The sequence below is a fragment of the Streptomyces sp. NPDC048419 genome (assembly GCF_043200415.1).
In the GTDB taxonomy this organism is placed as follows: Bacteria; Actinomycetota; Actinomycetes; order Streptomycetales; family Streptomycetaceae; genus Streptomyces.
On sequence record NZ_JBICXT010000002.1, the window covers coordinates 522756 to 538494 of the forward strand.

A 15739-nucleotide genomic window follows, 5' to 3' on the forward strand; every position below is an offset into this window, starting at 1 on the left:
CCCGCCCCGTTGCCGTGGTCAGGACTACGGCGTGACCTTCTCGATCTGCACGCTGCCGAGGCCCGCGACCGTGCCGCGCGCGTTCACCAGCTGGACCCGGCCGAAGAACTCACGGCCCTCCGGGGCGGCAGCCGCGGCGGTGACGCTGCCGGAGACGGTCGCCGAGTCGCCCGTACCGAGCTTGACCGGCGCCGACTCGTCGACGCTGACGGTGCCGAGCGAGGAGGAGAAGAAGACGTCCCGGTAGTCGTACGCCGTGGAGCCGGACGGTACCGAGTAGCCCGCGACCTCGATCGTGTACGTGCCGGCGGCGGGCGAGGCGATGGAGACCGCCTCCTCCGAGTCGCCGTCGGCGGACTGGCCGACCACCGTGCCGGCCGCGTTCTTGACCGTCAGGTCGAGGTCGGCGGCGGTGTCCGAGACGTTGCCGATGGCGACGTCCAGCGACTTGGCGCCCGCGGGCACCTCGACCGTGGTGGTCCGGGTGTCACCCTCCTTGATGGACGGGCGGGCCGACTTGGCGGAGCCGAGCGGGCCGCCGACCAGGTGGCCGTCGAGGGCGGCGAACGCGTTGGTCGCCTTCCAGGAGACGGCGGCCGGGGTGCCGACCTTGGCCTCGGGGACCGTCACGGTCTCCGGGTCGAAGGCCGCGCCGTAGACGGCGGCGTCCAGCTTGTAGGGGTTGTCGAGCAGCGGCGAGGTGCGGCGCGACTCGACCTCGATCTCCCAGACGCCGGGCTGCGGGTCCGCGTACGAACGCACGTCGGGCTTGCAGCCGTTGGTGTTCGGGTAGTTGCTGTAGCAGTACGGGGTGCCCGTGTCCTCGACCGGTACGCCGTAGGGGTGGATCGAGATGAAGCGGGTCTGGCTCTTGTCCTTGAGCCCGCCGATCGCGACCTCCAGCGCCTTGGCGCCCTCGGGCACGGTCAGGAAGTACGACTGCGTGCTGTTGCGCTGCACCGTGTTCGACGCGGAGTAGGTGTACTTCACCGGCGTCGAGACCACCACGGTGGTGAGGATCTGCTTGTCGACCCCCTCCGTCCTCGGGTCGTCGACCTCGAGGATCGCGCTCTTGAGGCCCGCGGACCGCGGGCCCGCCTGCACCTTGACGGTGACGGGCTGGTTCAGCGGCAGCCTCACCTCGTCGGAGCCGACGATGCGGAAGGTGTCACCGGCGTTGTTCGCGAAGTGCAGCTCGTGCCGGATCGCCTTGTCCGGGCCGGAGGTGCGGGTGACGGTGACGTCGTACGTCTTCTTCTGCCCGGCCTTGAGGCCGCCCTCGCGGTCGTAGAGGCCGGTGCCGAAGCCCGGCGTCTTCAGTGCGAAGTCGATCGCGGTGTCGACCGGCGCCTTCACCGTGTACTCGTGCGCGGAGGCGCCGTCGCGGATCGCGTCCCAGGCGTCGACGATGTCGATCAGGCCCGCGCCCTCCTCGTACGCCTGAACACCCTTGACGTGGTCGGCGGTCGAGGTCAGGGCCGTGCGCAGGGTGGCCGGCTTCAAGTCGATGTGCTTCTGCTCGGCGGCGCTCAGCAGCAGCGCGGACGCGCCCGTGGCCTGCGGGGAGGCCATCGAGGTGCCCTGCAGCATGGAGTAGCCGGCCGGCAGCGGGTAGCCCGCCTCGGCGACCGGGGAGCCCGGCAGCCAGGTCTGCGTGGAGTTGATCGAGGCACCCGGCGCGGACAGGGTCGGCGTGAAGCCGCCGTCCTCACGCGGGCCGCGCGAGGAGAAGGGCATCATCGCGTACTTCTTCTCCACGGCGGAGCCGTAGTTGGACGCCCAGGTCTGCTTGGAGATGGTCGCGCCGACGGAGATCACCTTGTCGGCGAGGCCGGGGTCGCCGATGGTGTTCGCGCCCGGGCCGGAGTTGCCGGCCGAGATGACCAGCTGCACGCCGTAGGTGTCGATGAGGCGCGTGTACAGCTCGGAGCGCGCGTTGTTGCCGTCGTTGAGTGCCGGCAGGCCGCCGATCGACATGTTGACGATGTCGACACCGCGGTTGACGACGAGGTCGATCATGCCCTCGGTGAGCGCGACGTTGGTGCAGCCGCCGGTCCAGGTGCAGGCACGGGAGGAGACGATCTTCGCGCCCGGGGCCGCACCGTTCATCTTCCCGCCGAACAGGCCGTGGGCGGAGGTGATGCCGGCGACGTGCGTGCCGTGCTCGGACTCGATGACGCCGATGTTGACGAAGTCGGCCTTCTTGCCGACCCAGTCGCCGCCGTAGGGGTCCATCGGCACGTCCTTGCGGATCTGCACGACGAACGGCTGGCGCTCCACGACGTCGGTCTTCGGGTCGTCGGTGCCGAAGTAGCCGACCTGGTACCCGTCCTTGTACGGCTTCATCGGCTCGTCGTCGCCGAAGTCGTAGTTGTTGTCGAGGTCGACGCGGACGGTCCCGGCGGCGGGGTCGTAGAGGACGCCCCACTTGTCCGTCGTGTCACCGTCGCGGTTCGCGTCGCCCTTGGCGTCGCCGCCCGCGGTGGCGGACTCGCTGAACGTGCTGACCTCGTACGAGCCGGCCGGCGCCGTCCAGGTCCGGCCGCCGTAGGTGAAGCTGGGGCCGGAGACCGGGGTCACCATCGGCCGCCAGGTGGCGTCGCCGTCGACGATCGGGTCGGTCGCCGTCACCCAGTCGACGATCTTCCGCTCGCCGGTGGTGGTCTTCTGCAGGGCCGGGTGGCCGAGGTCGACGCCCGAGTCGAGGATGCCGATGGTGACACCGCGGCCGTCGGACTTCGGGTGCTCCTTCACGAAGTCGACGGCGCCCGTCTCGAAGGACGGGTTGTAGGGGTTCTCGGCAGGGGTGTTCCTGCCCGGCGCCGGATAAGTCTTCGTGGTGGAGGCGGACTTGGCGGCGCTCTTGGCGCTCGGGTCGTCCAGCGGTATCTCCTTGCGCAGGTCGATGCCGTGCACGGAGGAGAGCTTCGCGGCGGCGGCGATGGCCGACTCCGCCTTCGAGGTCGGGACGGTGGCGCGGACGTAGCCGAGCTTGTCGTAGGTGCGGCCCACCGAGCCGCCCTTGACCGCGTCCAGCTTGCCGGCGACCTGCTCGGTCTGCCCCGGCGCGGTGGCGATCATCATCGTGACGTTCTTGGCGCCTTCGGCCTGAGCCTCGGCGAGCAGGTCCGCGTCGTCCGAACCGAGCTTGTCCTGCGCGGACTTGACGGTGGCGTCCGCGGGCGTGGCGGCGGACGGACCGTCGGCGGAGAAGGCCATGGGTATCGGGCCGGCCGCGGAGAGCGCGGCTACCAGACCGGCGGCCACGGCTATGCGGGCCACGCGTCTCGCGCCGGATATCGGATCGCGCTGGGGGTGGGTCATCGGCATCCCTCGTACGTGAAGTTCCTGTGCCGGACGAGCGCACAGCTTTACCCAAGGGACAGTTGTTTGGGAAGTGTTGACCGAAACGAGGGGCAGGTATGGGGAAAACCCCCGATGCCCTTTAGCTGGATGAGTCCCCAATAGCACCAAATGGTGCGGCGGTTCAGGATTCTTTGGAGCGGGCGTAGTGCCGGGACGCCTTCGCCCGGTTTCCGCAGGCCGCCATCGAGCACCAGCGGCGGGTGCCGTTCCGCGACGTGTCGAAGAAGTGCAGGATGCACGCGTGCCCCGAGCAGGCGCGGATGCGGTCGGGGGCGGCGGAGAGCAGCTCCAGGTAGCCGCGCGCGGCGAGCCAGGCCGGGCCCCAGGACGGGTCGACGAACTCGGGCACCTCGCCGGGGCCGCCGGTGGTGAGCGTGGCCCGGATGCGCCCGTGCGCGAGGACGGCGTCGACGGCGTCCGCCCCCTGTGCGAGTGATCCGTCCACGGCCTTCTTCAGGGCGTCGCGGGCCGCCAGCGTGTGCCGCAGGGTCGCCTCGTCGGCCGTGAACCGCCCGTCGAGCCCGTTCGCCGCGAGCCACACGGTGAGCCCGTCGAGGTCGTCGAGCAGATCCTGCGTGACCCCCTCCTTGTTCCAGCGCGTGTTGAGCAGGTCGAGCGCGAGGGGCTCGCCGGTGAGGGGGCGCGGGTCGGTGGCGGACATGGGGGCTCCTTCCGGGCTAACCACTGAAGAGTACGTGACCGGTTGACGTTCTTCGATTATAACCGCTAAGTTTGAGTACGACGGTTACAACGGACTGGGGGAGACCCATGACCCTGAACACCGGCCACATCGGCCTGAACGTCACCGACCTCGACCGCTCGCTCGCCTTCTACCGCGACGTCCTGGGCTTCGTCCTCGTCGGCGAGGGCAAGGAGGAGGACCGGCGGTACGCGTTCCTCGGTGACGGCGAGCGGCTCGTCCTCACCCTCTGGCAGCAGGCGGGGCAGCCGTATGACGGCGGCCGCGCGGGCCTGCACCATCTGGCCCTGGAGGCGGAGTCGATCGAACGGATCAGGGAGTACGAGGAGGCGCTGCGGGCGTACGGCGCCGACTTCGCGTACGAGGGCGTGGTGGCCCACCGCGAGGGCGCGGCGTCGGGCGGCATCTTCTTCCACGACCCGGACGGCACCCGCCTGGAGATCTCGGTGCCGAGCGGCGCAAACGGCGCTCCCGCGCCCCACGAGGCGGCCCCGACCTGCGGATTCTTCTGATGACGGGCGTCTATCACGCGGGGTCGCGGGCGCTTCAGGACCGGGCCGGCGTGCGCGAGAGCGCCGATCACGTGGGCCGGGCGATCGGCGAGGGGATCAAGCCGGTTGCGGCCGCCTTCCTGGAGCTCCAGCCGCTGCTGGTGCTGGGCGCGGCCGACCCGTCGACGGGTGCGGTCTGGGCGTCGCCGCTGGCCGGTCCGCCCGGCTTCGTCCGTGCGACGGGCCCGCTCCAGATGTCGGTGACGGGCGGCGTCCTCCCGGCGGACCCCCTCGCGGCGGCGCTCGCGACCGAGGGCACCCAGGTGGCCACCATCGCCCTCGACCCGCGCACCCGCCGCCGGATGCGCCTCAACGGCCGCCTCCGCCCGACGGCGCGGGGCTTCGCGGTGACGGCGGAACGGGTGTTCGCGAACTGCCCCAAGTACATCCAGCGCAGGGAGTCGTACGAGGTGGTGGCGGGCCCCGCTCCCGGCCGGACCGCAAGAAGCGGCGAACTCTCCTGCCTCCAGCGGGAGTTCATCGAGACGGCCGACACCTTCTTCGTCGCGACCGTCCACGAGGGGCGGGTCGAGGTGAGCCACAAGGGCGGCAACCCCGGCTTCGTACGGGCCGGTTCACCGCACGAGCTGAGCTGGCGGGACTACCCGGGCAACTCCATGTTCCTGACCCTGGGCAACATCGCCTCCGACCCGCGGGCGGGCCTGCTGTTCCTCGACTGGCAGACGGGCACGGTGCTGCAACTGACGGGCGAGGCACGGACGGAGGGCGGCGAGGACGGGGAGCTGCGGGTGCGGTTCGTGGTGACGGAAGCCGTCCGGACGCCGTCCGCGGTCCCGCTGCGCTGGTCGGCGCCGGAATACTCGCCTGCCAATCCCACCCGGGCGCACTAACTTCCTTGTGTGCGCCGAAAATTGAGGGTGGCGGCCTACGCCATGTGCATCCGTGACGAGAAGATCCTGCTGGCCCGCTGGCTCGACGACGAGGGCCGCCCCGAGTGGACCCTGCCCGGCGGCGGAATGGAGCACGGTGAGGATCCCTACGACACCGTGCTCCGCGAGGTGGAGGAGGAGACCGGCTACCTCGTCGAGATCACCGGCCTGCTCGGCGTGAACTCGATCAGCCGCACCGCCTCCCGCCGCTTCGGCCGCAAGGTCGACCACCAGGGGCTGCGCCTCGTCTACGAGGCCCGCGTGACCGCAGGCGTCCTCCGCCCCGAGATCGGCGGCTCCACGGACATGGCGGCCTGGCACCCCCTCACGGAGGTCAGCACGCTGAACCGCGTCGGCCTGGTCGACGTCGGACTGAGGCTGTGGCGGGAGCGGCCGGTGACGGGACGGGTGACGGCAACGGCCGAAGAGTGACGGAGGCCACTTCCACAAGGCCGTGAACTGCCTTGTGTACCCCGAAAGATGAACACGGAGTGACCGCCCCCCGGCCGCGCGACGAGCGGTCGGGGGCGTGCCGGGTGGGCCAAGATCCACGTACGGTGATCGGTGTTGCGCGTTGCCGTCTCGTTCACGCGCAGGTCATTCCCGGTGCCAAGCATCCAGAGCGAGCGGGAATGTTCGCGACAGCGATCGCCCGCGACCACTGCCGACGCGTTCGCACTCGGGGAGATCGCGCCATGTCGCGCATACGCTCTGTCGCCGCCAGCATCCCGGCGGTCAACCGCCGTACCGTCCTCGCCGCCACCGGCGCGGCGGCCGTCTCCGCGGGCGTCGGTTACGCCCTGCGGCCGACCGACAGCCACGCCGCCACCGAAGCCGGCACGGAGACGACCCGGGTGGTGGCGCAGTCGCGCCGGGCCCCGGCCGCGCCTCTCGCGCCGTACACCAAGGGCACCACCCTCGCGAGCGTCGCCGCCCCGCGCTCCGGTTCCGGCTACCGCCGCCTCGGCGACGGCCCGGGCTGGACCCGCGTGGTGCGCAGCGACCTGGCCGCCGCCAAGTCGGGCCGGGCCGGCCGCCGTACCGCGCTCGCCGCGTTCGTGCAGCTCACCGACCTGCATCTGATCGACGCCCAGCACCCGATGCGCCTGGAGTACCTGCGCTCCACCGACAAGCACGCCTGGCGCCCGCACGAGGCGCTGACCGTGCAGGGCGCCATCTCGCTGGTCGAGCGGATCAACGCGCTGCGCGGCGCCCCGGTCACCGGCTCCGCGCTGCACTTCGCCATGACCACCGGCGACAACACGGACAACAACGCCAAGTCCGAGCTGGAGTGGTTCCTCAAGATCATGAGCGGTGGGCGGATGGCGCCCAACACCGGCGACCCGCGCCACTACGAGGGCGTCCAGAACAGCGGTCTGAAGACCTACTGGCAGCCCGACTCCACCGTGCGCGACGGCGACAAGCAGCTCGGTTTCCCGCACCTTCAGGGCTACCTGGCCGCCGCGATCCGCGAGGTGCGGAGCCCCGGTCTGAACCTGCCCTGGTACTCCACGGTCGGCAACCACGACGCCATGCCGCTCGGCTGCTACGGCCACGGCGACTCCTGGCTCGCCGAGTACGCGTTCGGCGGCAAGAAGCTGATGTCGCTGTCCGCGTCCGAGGCGACGAAGCTGCAGAACCACATCAAGAGCGGCAACGACCCGAAGGGCCTCGCCTTCCGCGACCTGCTGAAGGCCCACGCCCGCGACATGCGCTCGGTCACGCCCGACCCCAAGCGCGCGCCGTACACCCCGGCCGACTACCTCAGGGCCCATCTCGACCCGGCGTACCGCGGTCTCGGCCCGGTCGGCCACGGCTACTCCACCGCCAACCTCCAGTCGGGCACGCAGTACTACACCTTCCGCATCGCCGACGACGTCGTGGGCATCAGCATCGACACCACCGACCCGGGCGGCCACTACGAAGGCTCCATCGGGACGGCCCAGCTGAACTGGCTGGAGAAGCAGCTGAAGGACAATAAGGACTCGTACGTCGTCGTCTTCAGCCACCACACCAGCAAGACCATGACGAACACCGGCCATGTGGACCCGGCCCGCCCCAACGAGCGCCGGCTGGGCGGCCAGGAGGTGCTCGCCACCCTCGGCCGCCACCGCAACGTCCTCGCCTGGGTGAACGGCCACATCCACCGCAACGACATCACCGCGCACTCGTCGACGGCCGGCGGCTCCTTCTGGGAGATCTCCACGGCGTCCCACGTGGACTATCCGCAGCTCGCCCGGGTCATCGAGCTGGCGGACAACAAGGACGGCACGATCTCCCTGTTCACCACGCTCGTCGAGTCCGCGGCCCCGCACCGCACCGACTTCTCCGACCTCACGCAGACGGGTCTCGCGGCCCTGTACCGCGAGGTGTCGTACAACGCGCCGGGCGCGAGCACGAGCCTGGGCGGCGACGCGAACGACCGCAACACGGAACTGGTGCTGAAGAAGGGCTGAAAGCGGCCCAACCGGCCCGCGACGCGTCAACCCGCGCACCGCGGGCCGGGTCTGATCCCCCGTCCGAGCTCGCCGCAGGGCGAGCGCAGAGTGAGATGGGGGAGAGAAGACATGAACAGAGGCGTCCGTACGACCCTGGTCGCGGCGACGGCCCTGGCGCTGTCCGCCGCCCTGGCCGGCCCCGCGATCGCGGCCGCGCCCGCCGGAACCGCCGGCGGCCACGACGCGACCCGGCGGGCCGTCGAGGCCGTGGTGCAGGAGGGCGTGCCCGGGGTGACGCTCACCGCGAGGGAGGGCCACGCCACCTGGTCCACCACCGCGGGTGTGGGCAACCTCCGCACCGAAGCGCCCCGTTCGGCCCACGACCGCTACCGCGTCGGCAGCATCACCAAGACCTTCGTCTCCACCGTGCTGCTCCAGCTGGAGGCGGAGGGCCGGCTGTCGCTCGACGACACGGTGGACAAGTGGCTGCCGGGCAAGGTCCGCGGCCACGGCCACGACGGCCGCACCATCACGCTCCGCCGGCTCCTCAACCACACCAGCGGAGTCTTCAACTACACCGCCGACGAGGGCTTCGGCCGCAAGTACTTCCTCAAGGACGGGTTCTTCGAGCACCGTTACGACCGCACATCCCCCGCGGACCTGTTGGCGATCGCGATGTCCCACAAGCCGGACTTCGCGCCGGGCACCTCGTGGAACTACTCCAACACGAACTACCTGCTGGCCGCGATGGTGATCGAGAAGGCCACGGGCCGTCCCTACGGCGCCGAGATCCGCGACCGCGTCATCGCGCCGCTGCACCTGACCGCCACCTCGGTCCCCGGCACCCGCGTCACCGTCCCGCAGCCCAGCAGCCGCGCCTACTCCAAGCTCGCGCAGACGACGACCGGCCCGACGTACGAAGTCACCACCCTGAACCCGGCCATCGCCTACGGCTCCGGCGAGATGATCTCGGACTCCGCCGACCTCGACCGCTTCTACTCGGCCCTGCTCGGCGGCCGCCTCCTCCCGCCCCACCAGCTGAAGGAGATGAAGACCACGGTGAAGATCGAGGGCGCGCCCAACGTTCGTTACGGGCTTGGCCTGATGGACCGCACCCTGTCCTGCGGCGGCGGCCGCGAGGTCCACGTATGGGGCCACGACGGCGGCATCCACGGCTCCTCGTCCGACGCGGTGACCACGGCGGACGGCCGGCACTCCCTGGCGCTCAACCTCAACGGGGACTGGACGGGCGACACCGGCACCGTGATCCAGGCGGAGTTCTGCGGAGGCTGAGCACGAGGAGGGGCCGCCCGGTCGGTCCGGCGGCCCCTCCTCTCCCCTCCTGATGCCGGCCCGGTCCGTCACTACCGGGGCAGCACCACGACGTAGGCGGCGGGTTCCCGGTCGCCGGACGCCATGAGCGCCGTGCGGACGACCGCCGCCTGCTGCTCCATGGAGTCACGGAGCTTCCTGGGCGTGACGTGGACGACCGTGATGCCGAGGCGCTCCAAGTGCTCGCGCTTGCGGGCGTATTCGGACCACAGCGCGTCATCGTCCTGCCGAAGGCCTTGCCGCGGGGCCCGGGTGTCCAGCTCCACGGCCACGGCCTGCTCGGGCCAGTAGGCGTCCAGGCCGCCGAGGTGGGGGCCGCCGGGCAGGCGGAGGTCGACGTTCCACACCGGGTCGGGCAGACCGTACTCCTGGACCATCCGGTACAAGCGGTCCTCCGCGATCGCGCGGCCCTCGGCCAGCAAGGAGTCCACCGCGTCCACCACGTGCGGGCGGCCGAGCAGCTTGGCCTGGTTCAACGCCCGCACCACCGAGGCCGGTTCGCAGTGGCCGCCGCGCACCGCCTCCGTCAGCAGCCGGCGCACTGTCGAGGCGTCCGCCAGCTCCGACACCGCGTCCGCCAGGGCGCGCGGCACCGGCGCGACCGGAACTCCCGTCACCGCCTGGGGAGTCGGCAGGGCCGGCGTGCGGACGATGCGCGCGCAGCCCGTCGAGCGCAGGCGGCGCAGCCGGGGGACCAGGACGTCGATCTTCTCCAGCGAGAGCAGCGGCGGCGCGGAGGTGAAGCCGTAGAGCGCCAGGGCCGCCAGGCCGGTGACCATGGCCTCCTCGTAGACGGGCCGGTGCGGCTCGTCCGGGCCGGGCTGGGCCGGCACACCCGGCGCCGACTCGCGCGAGGCGTACATCAGCACCGCGTGCAGCCGCTCCTCGCTGGTCGGCGGACCCGGGTGGAGGAGGAAGACACCCGGGAGGATCTGCTGCCAGGCGCCGCCGGCCCGGCACTGGTCGTTCATCTCCGCCGACGAGACCCCGTGGGCGCGCAGCTGAGCCGTCGTCAGAACGCGGCGGTGCACCTCGGAGAGGTGACGCAGGGGGCGGGGGGAGGCCGGGGGGAGCGGTGCGTTGTGGTTCATGACTCGGGGTTTCCCGCGCCCGGTCGGTTCTTTAACCGCTGTTACACGCCCGTCGACGAATGCGGACAAGGCATCGCTAAAGGACGGGTGTTCGGATGCCGATAGGGCACGGAAAACCCCTGGTCCATTCGGGTTGGGCCAGGGGTTACGGGTCCTATTGACCGGATTCCGTAACGGTCACGGGCCGATCAATCGTTGGCCAAAGCTTGGGCGCGCAGGGCCCGTGCCAGATCGTCCCGCGCCTCCAGCACCAGCCGGCGCAGCGCGGGCGCGGCGCCCTCGTGCGCGGCGAGCCACGCGTCCGTCGCCTCCAGCGTCGCGGGCGAGTCCTGGAGCGCCGGGAACAGGCCGCGCACCACGTCCATGCCGATCTGGATGGACCGCTCCGTCCAGAGCCGCTCGATCACCGCGAAGTACTTCTCCGCGTACGGCGCGAGCAGTTCGCGCTGCGAGGACTGCGTGAAGCCCGCGATCGTCGCCTCCACCAGGGCGTTGGACAGCGCGTCGGACTCCACGACCTGGGCCCACGCCTGCGCCTTCACCGCCGCTGCCGGCCGCGCGGCCAGGCAGCGGACCTGATGGCGCCTGCCCGAAGCCGTGTCGTCGCGGGCCAGTTCGGCCGCCAGCACCGGCTCGTCCGCCGCCCCGTGCGCGGCGAGCGGCTCCAGGAACGTCCAGCGCAGCTCCTGGTCGACCTCCAGGCCCTCGATCTTCTCCGTGCCCTCCAGCAGGCCCCGCAGCAGGTTCAGGTCGTCCGGCGCGGAGGCCACCGAGGCGTAGAACCGTGCCCACGCCAGCTGGTGCTCGCTTCCCGGATCGGCCGCCCGCAGGTCCCGCAGCGCGGTGTGGGCCAGCATCTCCCCGCCCCTGGGCCGCCACGACGCGGGCGAGTAGTGGACCAGCGCCGAGCCGGCCCACGCATGCAGCATCTGCAGCACGCCGATGTCGGACTCGCGCCGCCCGAACCGCATCACCAGGTCGATGAAGTCGGGGGCGGGCAGCAGCGCGTCCCGCGTCATGTTCCACAGCGCCGACCAGCACAGGGCGCGGGCCAGCGGGTCGGTCATCGCGCCCAGGTGCTCGCGCAGCGTGACCAGGGAGGTCTCGTCGAAGCGGATCTTGCAGTACGTCAGGTCGTCGTCGTTGACCAGGACCAGCTCGGGTGCCTGCTGTCCGGCCAGCTCCGTCACGACCGTGCGCGGGCCGTCGACGTCCAGCTCGGCGCGGGCGTACCGCACCAGGCGTCCGTCCTCGTGGCGGTACAGGCCCACCGCCACGCGGTGCGGCCGCAGTTCGGGGTGTGACTCGACGGCGTCCTGCACCACCGCGAGCTCGTCGATACGGCCGTCGGTGGTCAACAGCACCTGCGGGGTGAGCGAGTTGACGCCGGCAGTCTGCAGCCAGCCGCGCGCCCACGTGCCCATGTCCCGGCCGCTGGTCTCCTCCAGCGCCGACAGCAGGTCGCCCAGCCGGGTGTTGCCGTAGGCGTGCCGCTTGAAGTAGCGGCGGGCGCCCTCCAGGAAGGCGTCCTGGCCGACGTACGCAACGAGTTGCTTCAGGACGGAGGCGCCCTTGGCGTAGGTGATGCCGTCGAAGTTGAGCTTGGCGTCCTGCAGGTCGCGGATGTCGGCGGTGATGGGGTGGGTGGAGGGGAGCTGGTCCGCGCGGTAGGCCCAGGCCTTGCGGCGGTTGGCGAAGGTGATCCAGCCGTCGGTGAAGCGGGTGGCGCCGACCAGGGAGAACGCGCCCATGAAGTCCGCGAAGGACTCCTTCAGCCACAGGTCGTCCCACCACTCCATGGTGACCAGGTCGCCGAACCACATGTGGGCCATCTCGTGCAGGATGACGTTCGCCCGGCCCTCGTAGGACGCGCGCGTCACCTTGCCGCGGAAGATGAACTCCTCGCGGAACGTGACCAGTCCGGGGTTCTCCATCGCGCCGAGGTTGTACTCGGGGACGAACGCCTGGTCGTACTTCCCGAAGGGGTACGGGTAGTCGAAGTGGTCGTGGAAGAAGTCCAGGCCCTGCTTGGTGACGAGGAAGACGTCGTCGGCGTCGAAGTAGGGCGCGAGGCCCTTGCGGCACAGGGCGCCGAGCGGGATCTGAAGCTTCGTGCCGTCCTCGAAGGTCCGCTCGTAGGAGTCCGTCACGTAGTGGTAGGGGCCCGCCACCACGCAGGTGATGTACGTCGAGATCGGCTTCGTCTCCGCGAACCGCCACACGCCGTCCGAGGGCTCGCCCGCGCCGTTGCTCCAGACCGTCCACTCCTCGGGGGCGCGTACCTCGAAGCGGTACGGGGCCTTGAGGTCGGGCTGCTCGAAGTTGGCGAAGACGCGGCGGGAGTCGGCCGGCTCGTACTGGGTGTACAGGTACACCTCGCCGTCCTCGGGGTCGACGAAGCGGTGCATGCCCTCGCCGGTGCGGGAGTAGGCGCACTGGGCGTCCACGACCAGCTCGTTCTCGGCGGCGAGGTCCTCCAGGAGGATGCGGGAGCCGTCGAAGACCTGGCCGGGGTCGAGGTCGCGGCCGTTGAGTGAGACGGAGGTCACACTCGGTGCGATCAGGTCGGCGAAGGTGGTGGCACCGGGCTCGTTGCTGCGGAAGCGGATCGTGGTGACGGAGCGGAAGGTGCGGGGGCCGTCCCCGGCGTCCTCGCCCACCGCCGAACGCAGGTCCAGGGCGACCTCGTACCCGTCGACGGACAGCAGGGCGGCCCGCTCCCGGGCCTCGTCGCGGGTCAGATTCTCACCGGGCACGGGCGGTACTCCCTCGGCTGGCGTTCGGTATGTGGACAGGGCCGATCCTGCCATGTGCTCCTGACAGTGGGCACCGGGAATCGGGCGGTCGCTCGGGAATGGGGCGGGTGATGCGCGGCGTTGTCAGTTGAAACAAACACTTTTCCGAGGAGAGCCATGTCCGAGAGCGCGACCACCTCCGCCAAGACCCCCGTCGACTTCTGGTTCGACCCGCTGTGCCCCTGGGCCTGGATGACCTCCCGGTGGGTGCTGGAAGTGGAGAAGGTCCGGGACATCGAGGTGCGCTGGCACATCATGAGCCTGGCGGTGCTCAACGAGGACAAGCTGGACAAGCTGCCCGACGAGTACCGGGAGATGCTCGCGACCAAGGCGTGGAAGCCGGTGCGCGTGGTGACCGCGGCCTGGCAGAAGCACGGCGCGGACGTCCTCGGCCCGCTCTACACCGCGCTCGGCACCCGCTTCCACAACAACGGCGAGGGCCCGACCACCGAGGCCATCGCCGGCGCCCTGGCCGACGCCGGCCTGCCCGCCGACCTCATCGACTACGCCGACCAGGAGGACTTCGAGTTCGACGCTGAGCTGCGCGCCTCCCACAAGGAGGGCATCGACAAGGTCGGCCAGGAGGTCGGTACCCCGGTCATCGCCGTCCCCGGCGCGGACGGCGAGCAGATCGCCTTCTTCGGCCCGGTCGTCACCCCGGCCCCCAAGGGGGAGGCCGCCGCCAAACTCTGGGACGGCACCCTCGCGGTCGCCTCGGTCCCCGGCTTCTACGAAATCAAGCGCACCCGCACGGCGGGCCCGGACTTCAGCAACCTGTAGGACTCACTTGGGGGCGGCCTCCTTCCGGAAGCTCTCGGGAAGGAGGCCGCCTTTTCCCCTGTTCAGATACGGCTGGTACCAGAGGCACTGCCCTGCGGTGCAGCGCCAGAGGTTGCCCACGTAGAAGCGGGCGCCCCTCTTCTCGCGGACCGCTGTCTTCTCCGCCGGGTTGAGTGGACGGAACTTCTGTCTGCTGTGGCAGGTCGGGCACTCCCGTTCGATCTCGGTCATCGAAGCCTCCTCGCGGTCGCCGCTGACTCCCCGGCGGTAGTACAGCGCGTACTCGGTGAAGGCGCCCCCCGAATCGCCGAGTCGGTCAGGCGCGGGCGCGGCCGCGGGCCTCCGCCAGGCGGGACATGTGGGCCTCGTAGGCCTTCGTGTAGTACGCCGCCCGGGTCGGGTCGGGGTCCACCACCGTGGTCGGGCGCGTCCAGGCCGGTGCGTCGAGGGAAACCCCGTACCGCTCCGCCGCCGCCAGCACCGCCCCCCGCGCACCCACCTCGCCCTCGACGACCCGGAGCGGGCGGCCGAGCGCGTCGGCGAGGAGGCGCATCCAGGCGGGGCTGCGGGTGCCGCCGCCGCAGACGGCCAGGGAGCCGGTGAGGCCGGCGGCCTCCAGGCAATGGCGGGCCGCGTAGCCGATCCCCTCGCAGGTCGCGCGGATCAGGTCGGCCTTCGTGGACTCCAGGGAGACTCCGGTGAGTTCGGCGCGCAGCCGGGGTTCGACGAAGGGGGCGCGCTCGCCGGAGGGCGCGAAGTACGGCAGCACGCGGACGCCGTTCGCGCCGGGCGGGGTGTCCGCGAGCAGCGCGTCGACCTCGTCGTGGTGGACGCCCGTCGTCGTCAGTACCCAGTCCAGGGCCGCGGTTCCGACCATCGCGGGCATGGCGCGCAGCCAGTGGCCGGGACGGTCGGTGGAGATGTACAGGCCGGCCGGCTCCCCGGTGAGGTCCAGGTCGGTGGTGGCGACGAGGCTGGCCAGGCAGGTGCCGACGATCAGCAGACCGTCACCGGGAGCGGTCACCCCCGCGCCGAGCGCGCAGGACGGCAGGTCGTACGGCCCGTTCGCGAGGCGGGTGCCCGGCGGCAGTCCCTCGACCGCCTCGGCCGTGGTGATCGGGTCGCCGACGGGGGCGAGCAGCCCACGCCGGTGAGTGAGCCCCAGCAGCTCCACGACCCGGTTGTCGTATGCCCGGGTGCGCGGGTCGAGGAACGGCATCGACGCGTCGGAGACGTCCGTGGTCGCCGGCGCGCCCGTCAGCCGGCGGAAGACCATGTCCTTGCAGTACAGGGCCGTGCTCGCGGCGTCCAGCGACGCGGGCTCGTAGCGGTCGAACCAGGCCAGCAGCGGGCCGGGGCACCCGGGGAACATGGCGCTGCCCGTGCGCCGGAACACCGTCTCGAAGGTGCCGTCCGCCAGCCACTGGTCGAGCAGTTCATGGGCCCGGCCGTCCATCCAGGAGGCCGCGGGACGCACCGGGCGCCCCTCCTTGTCGACCAGCCACACCCCGTCGCCCTGCCCGGTCAGCCCGGCCAGCTCCACCGGCTCCCCGACCCGGGACGTCAGCTCCCCGAGGACCGCGAGGACGGCCGCGTACACCTCCTCCATGTCCTGCTCGGCCACGCCCCCGTGCAGGGCGAGGCCCACCGGGCGTGCCTCGACGGCCAGTTCACGCCCGTCGCCGTCGAAGGCGGCGGCCTTCACCATGGACGTGCCCACATCGATACCGACGTACATGTCGCCTCCCGGCTCGTCAGGTCAGGCAGTTCCTCAGGGTGGCAGTTCGTCAGGGCGG

Annotated in this window: 12 protein-coding genes; 6 read left to right on the forward strand and 6 right to left on the reverse strand. The window is 71.2% G+C overall.

Going from position 1 to position 15739, the window contains the following annotated elements:
- Positions 1–24 precede the first annotated feature (24 nt).
- Together ACGFYN_RS06305 and ACGFYN_RS06310 are read right to left on the reverse strand one after the other, a co-directional pair.
- Positions 25–3324 (reverse strand): S8 family serine peptidase, encoded by a 3300-nt coding sequence (locus tag ACGFYN_RS06305; RefSeq protein WP_393864584.1) that lies wholly within the window; start codon positions 3322–3324, stop codon positions 25–27.
- Between the two features lie 163 nt (positions 3325–3487).
- Positions 3488–4027, reverse strand: a complete 540-nt coding sequence (locus tag ACGFYN_RS06310; RefSeq protein ID WP_393864585.1) for a CGNR zinc finger domain-containing protein — start codon at positions 4025–4027, stop codon at positions 3488–3490.
- 107 nt (positions 4028–4134) lie between these two features.
- Between ACGFYN_RS06310 and ACGFYN_RS06315 the strand changes: the two genes are divergently transcribed.
- The 5 genes from ACGFYN_RS06315 (at position 4135) to ACGFYN_RS06335 (ending at position 9238) form a co-directional block, all read left to right on the forward strand.
- On the forward strand, positions 4135–4578 hold the full coding sequence (locus tag ACGFYN_RS06315; RefSeq protein ID WP_393864586.1) for a VOC family protein: 444 nt from the start codon (positions 4135–4137) through the stop codon (positions 4576–4578).
- Positions 4578–5468, forward strand: coding sequence for a pyridoxamine 5'-phosphate oxidase family protein (locus ACGFYN_RS06320; protein WP_393864587.1), 891 nt, complete (start codon positions 4578–4580; stop codon positions 5466–5468). The genes ACGFYN_RS06315 and ACGFYN_RS06320 overlap by 1 nt, the downstream gene beginning before the upstream one ends.
- A 9-nt stretch (positions 5469–5477) precedes the next feature.
- Entirely contained in the window at positions 5478–5939 is a 462-nt protein-coding gene (locus ACGFYN_RS06325) for an NUDIX hydrolase (RefSeq protein WP_393864588.1), read from the forward strand.
- A gap of 263 nt (positions 5940–6202) precedes the next feature.
- The gene (locus ACGFYN_RS06330; protein WP_393864589.1) at positions 6203–7963 is read left to right on the forward strand and encodes a TIGR03767 family metallophosphoesterase; all 1761 of its coding nucleotides are present in this window, start codon (positions 6203–6205) and stop codon (positions 7961–7963) included.
- 111 nt (positions 7964–8074) lie between these two features.
- The gene (locus tag ACGFYN_RS06335) at positions 8075–9238 is read left to right on the forward strand and encodes a serine hydrolase domain-containing protein (protein ID WP_393864590.1); all 1164 of its coding nucleotides are present in this window, start codon (positions 8075–8077) and stop codon (positions 9236–9238) included.
- 71 nt (positions 9239–9309) lie between these two features.
- Here ACGFYN_RS06335 and ACGFYN_RS06340 read toward each other — a convergent pair whose 3' ends face one another.
- Both ACGFYN_RS06340 and pepN read right to left on the reverse strand, forming a co-directional pair.
- Entirely contained in the window at positions 9310–10368 is a 1059-nt protein-coding gene (locus ACGFYN_RS06340) for a hypothetical protein (RefSeq protein ID WP_393864591.1), read from the reverse strand.
- A 188-nt stretch (positions 10369–10556) separates the two neighbouring features.
- The gene (pepN, locus tag ACGFYN_RS06345) at positions 10557–13124 is read right to left on the reverse strand and encodes an aminopeptidase N (RefSeq protein WP_393864592.1); all 2568 of its coding nucleotides are present in this window, start codon (positions 13122–13124) and stop codon (positions 10557–10559) included.
- A gap of 156 nt (positions 13125–13280) precedes the next feature.
- Here pepN and ACGFYN_RS06350 point away from each other — a divergent pair, with 156 nt between their 5' ends.
- On the forward strand, positions 13281–13943 hold the full coding sequence (locus tag ACGFYN_RS06350; RefSeq protein WP_393864593.1) for a DsbA family protein: 663 nt from the start codon (positions 13281–13283) through the stop codon (positions 13941–13943).
- A gap of 3 nt (positions 13944–13946) precedes the next feature.
- On the opposite strand, the gene ACGFYN_RS06355 is transcribed toward ACGFYN_RS06350, so the two are convergent.
- Positions 13947–14174, reverse strand: coding sequence for a hypothetical protein (locus ACGFYN_RS06355; RefSeq protein ID WP_393864594.1), 228 nt, complete (start codon positions 14172–14174; stop codon positions 13947–13949).
- 85 nt (positions 14175–14259) lie between these two features.
- The gene (locus ACGFYN_RS06360; protein ID WP_393864595.1) at positions 14260–15681 is read right to left on the reverse strand and encodes an FGGY family carbohydrate kinase; all 1422 of its coding nucleotides are present in this window, start codon (positions 15679–15681) and stop codon (positions 14260–14262) included.
- Positions 15682–15739 lie beyond the last annotated feature (58 nt).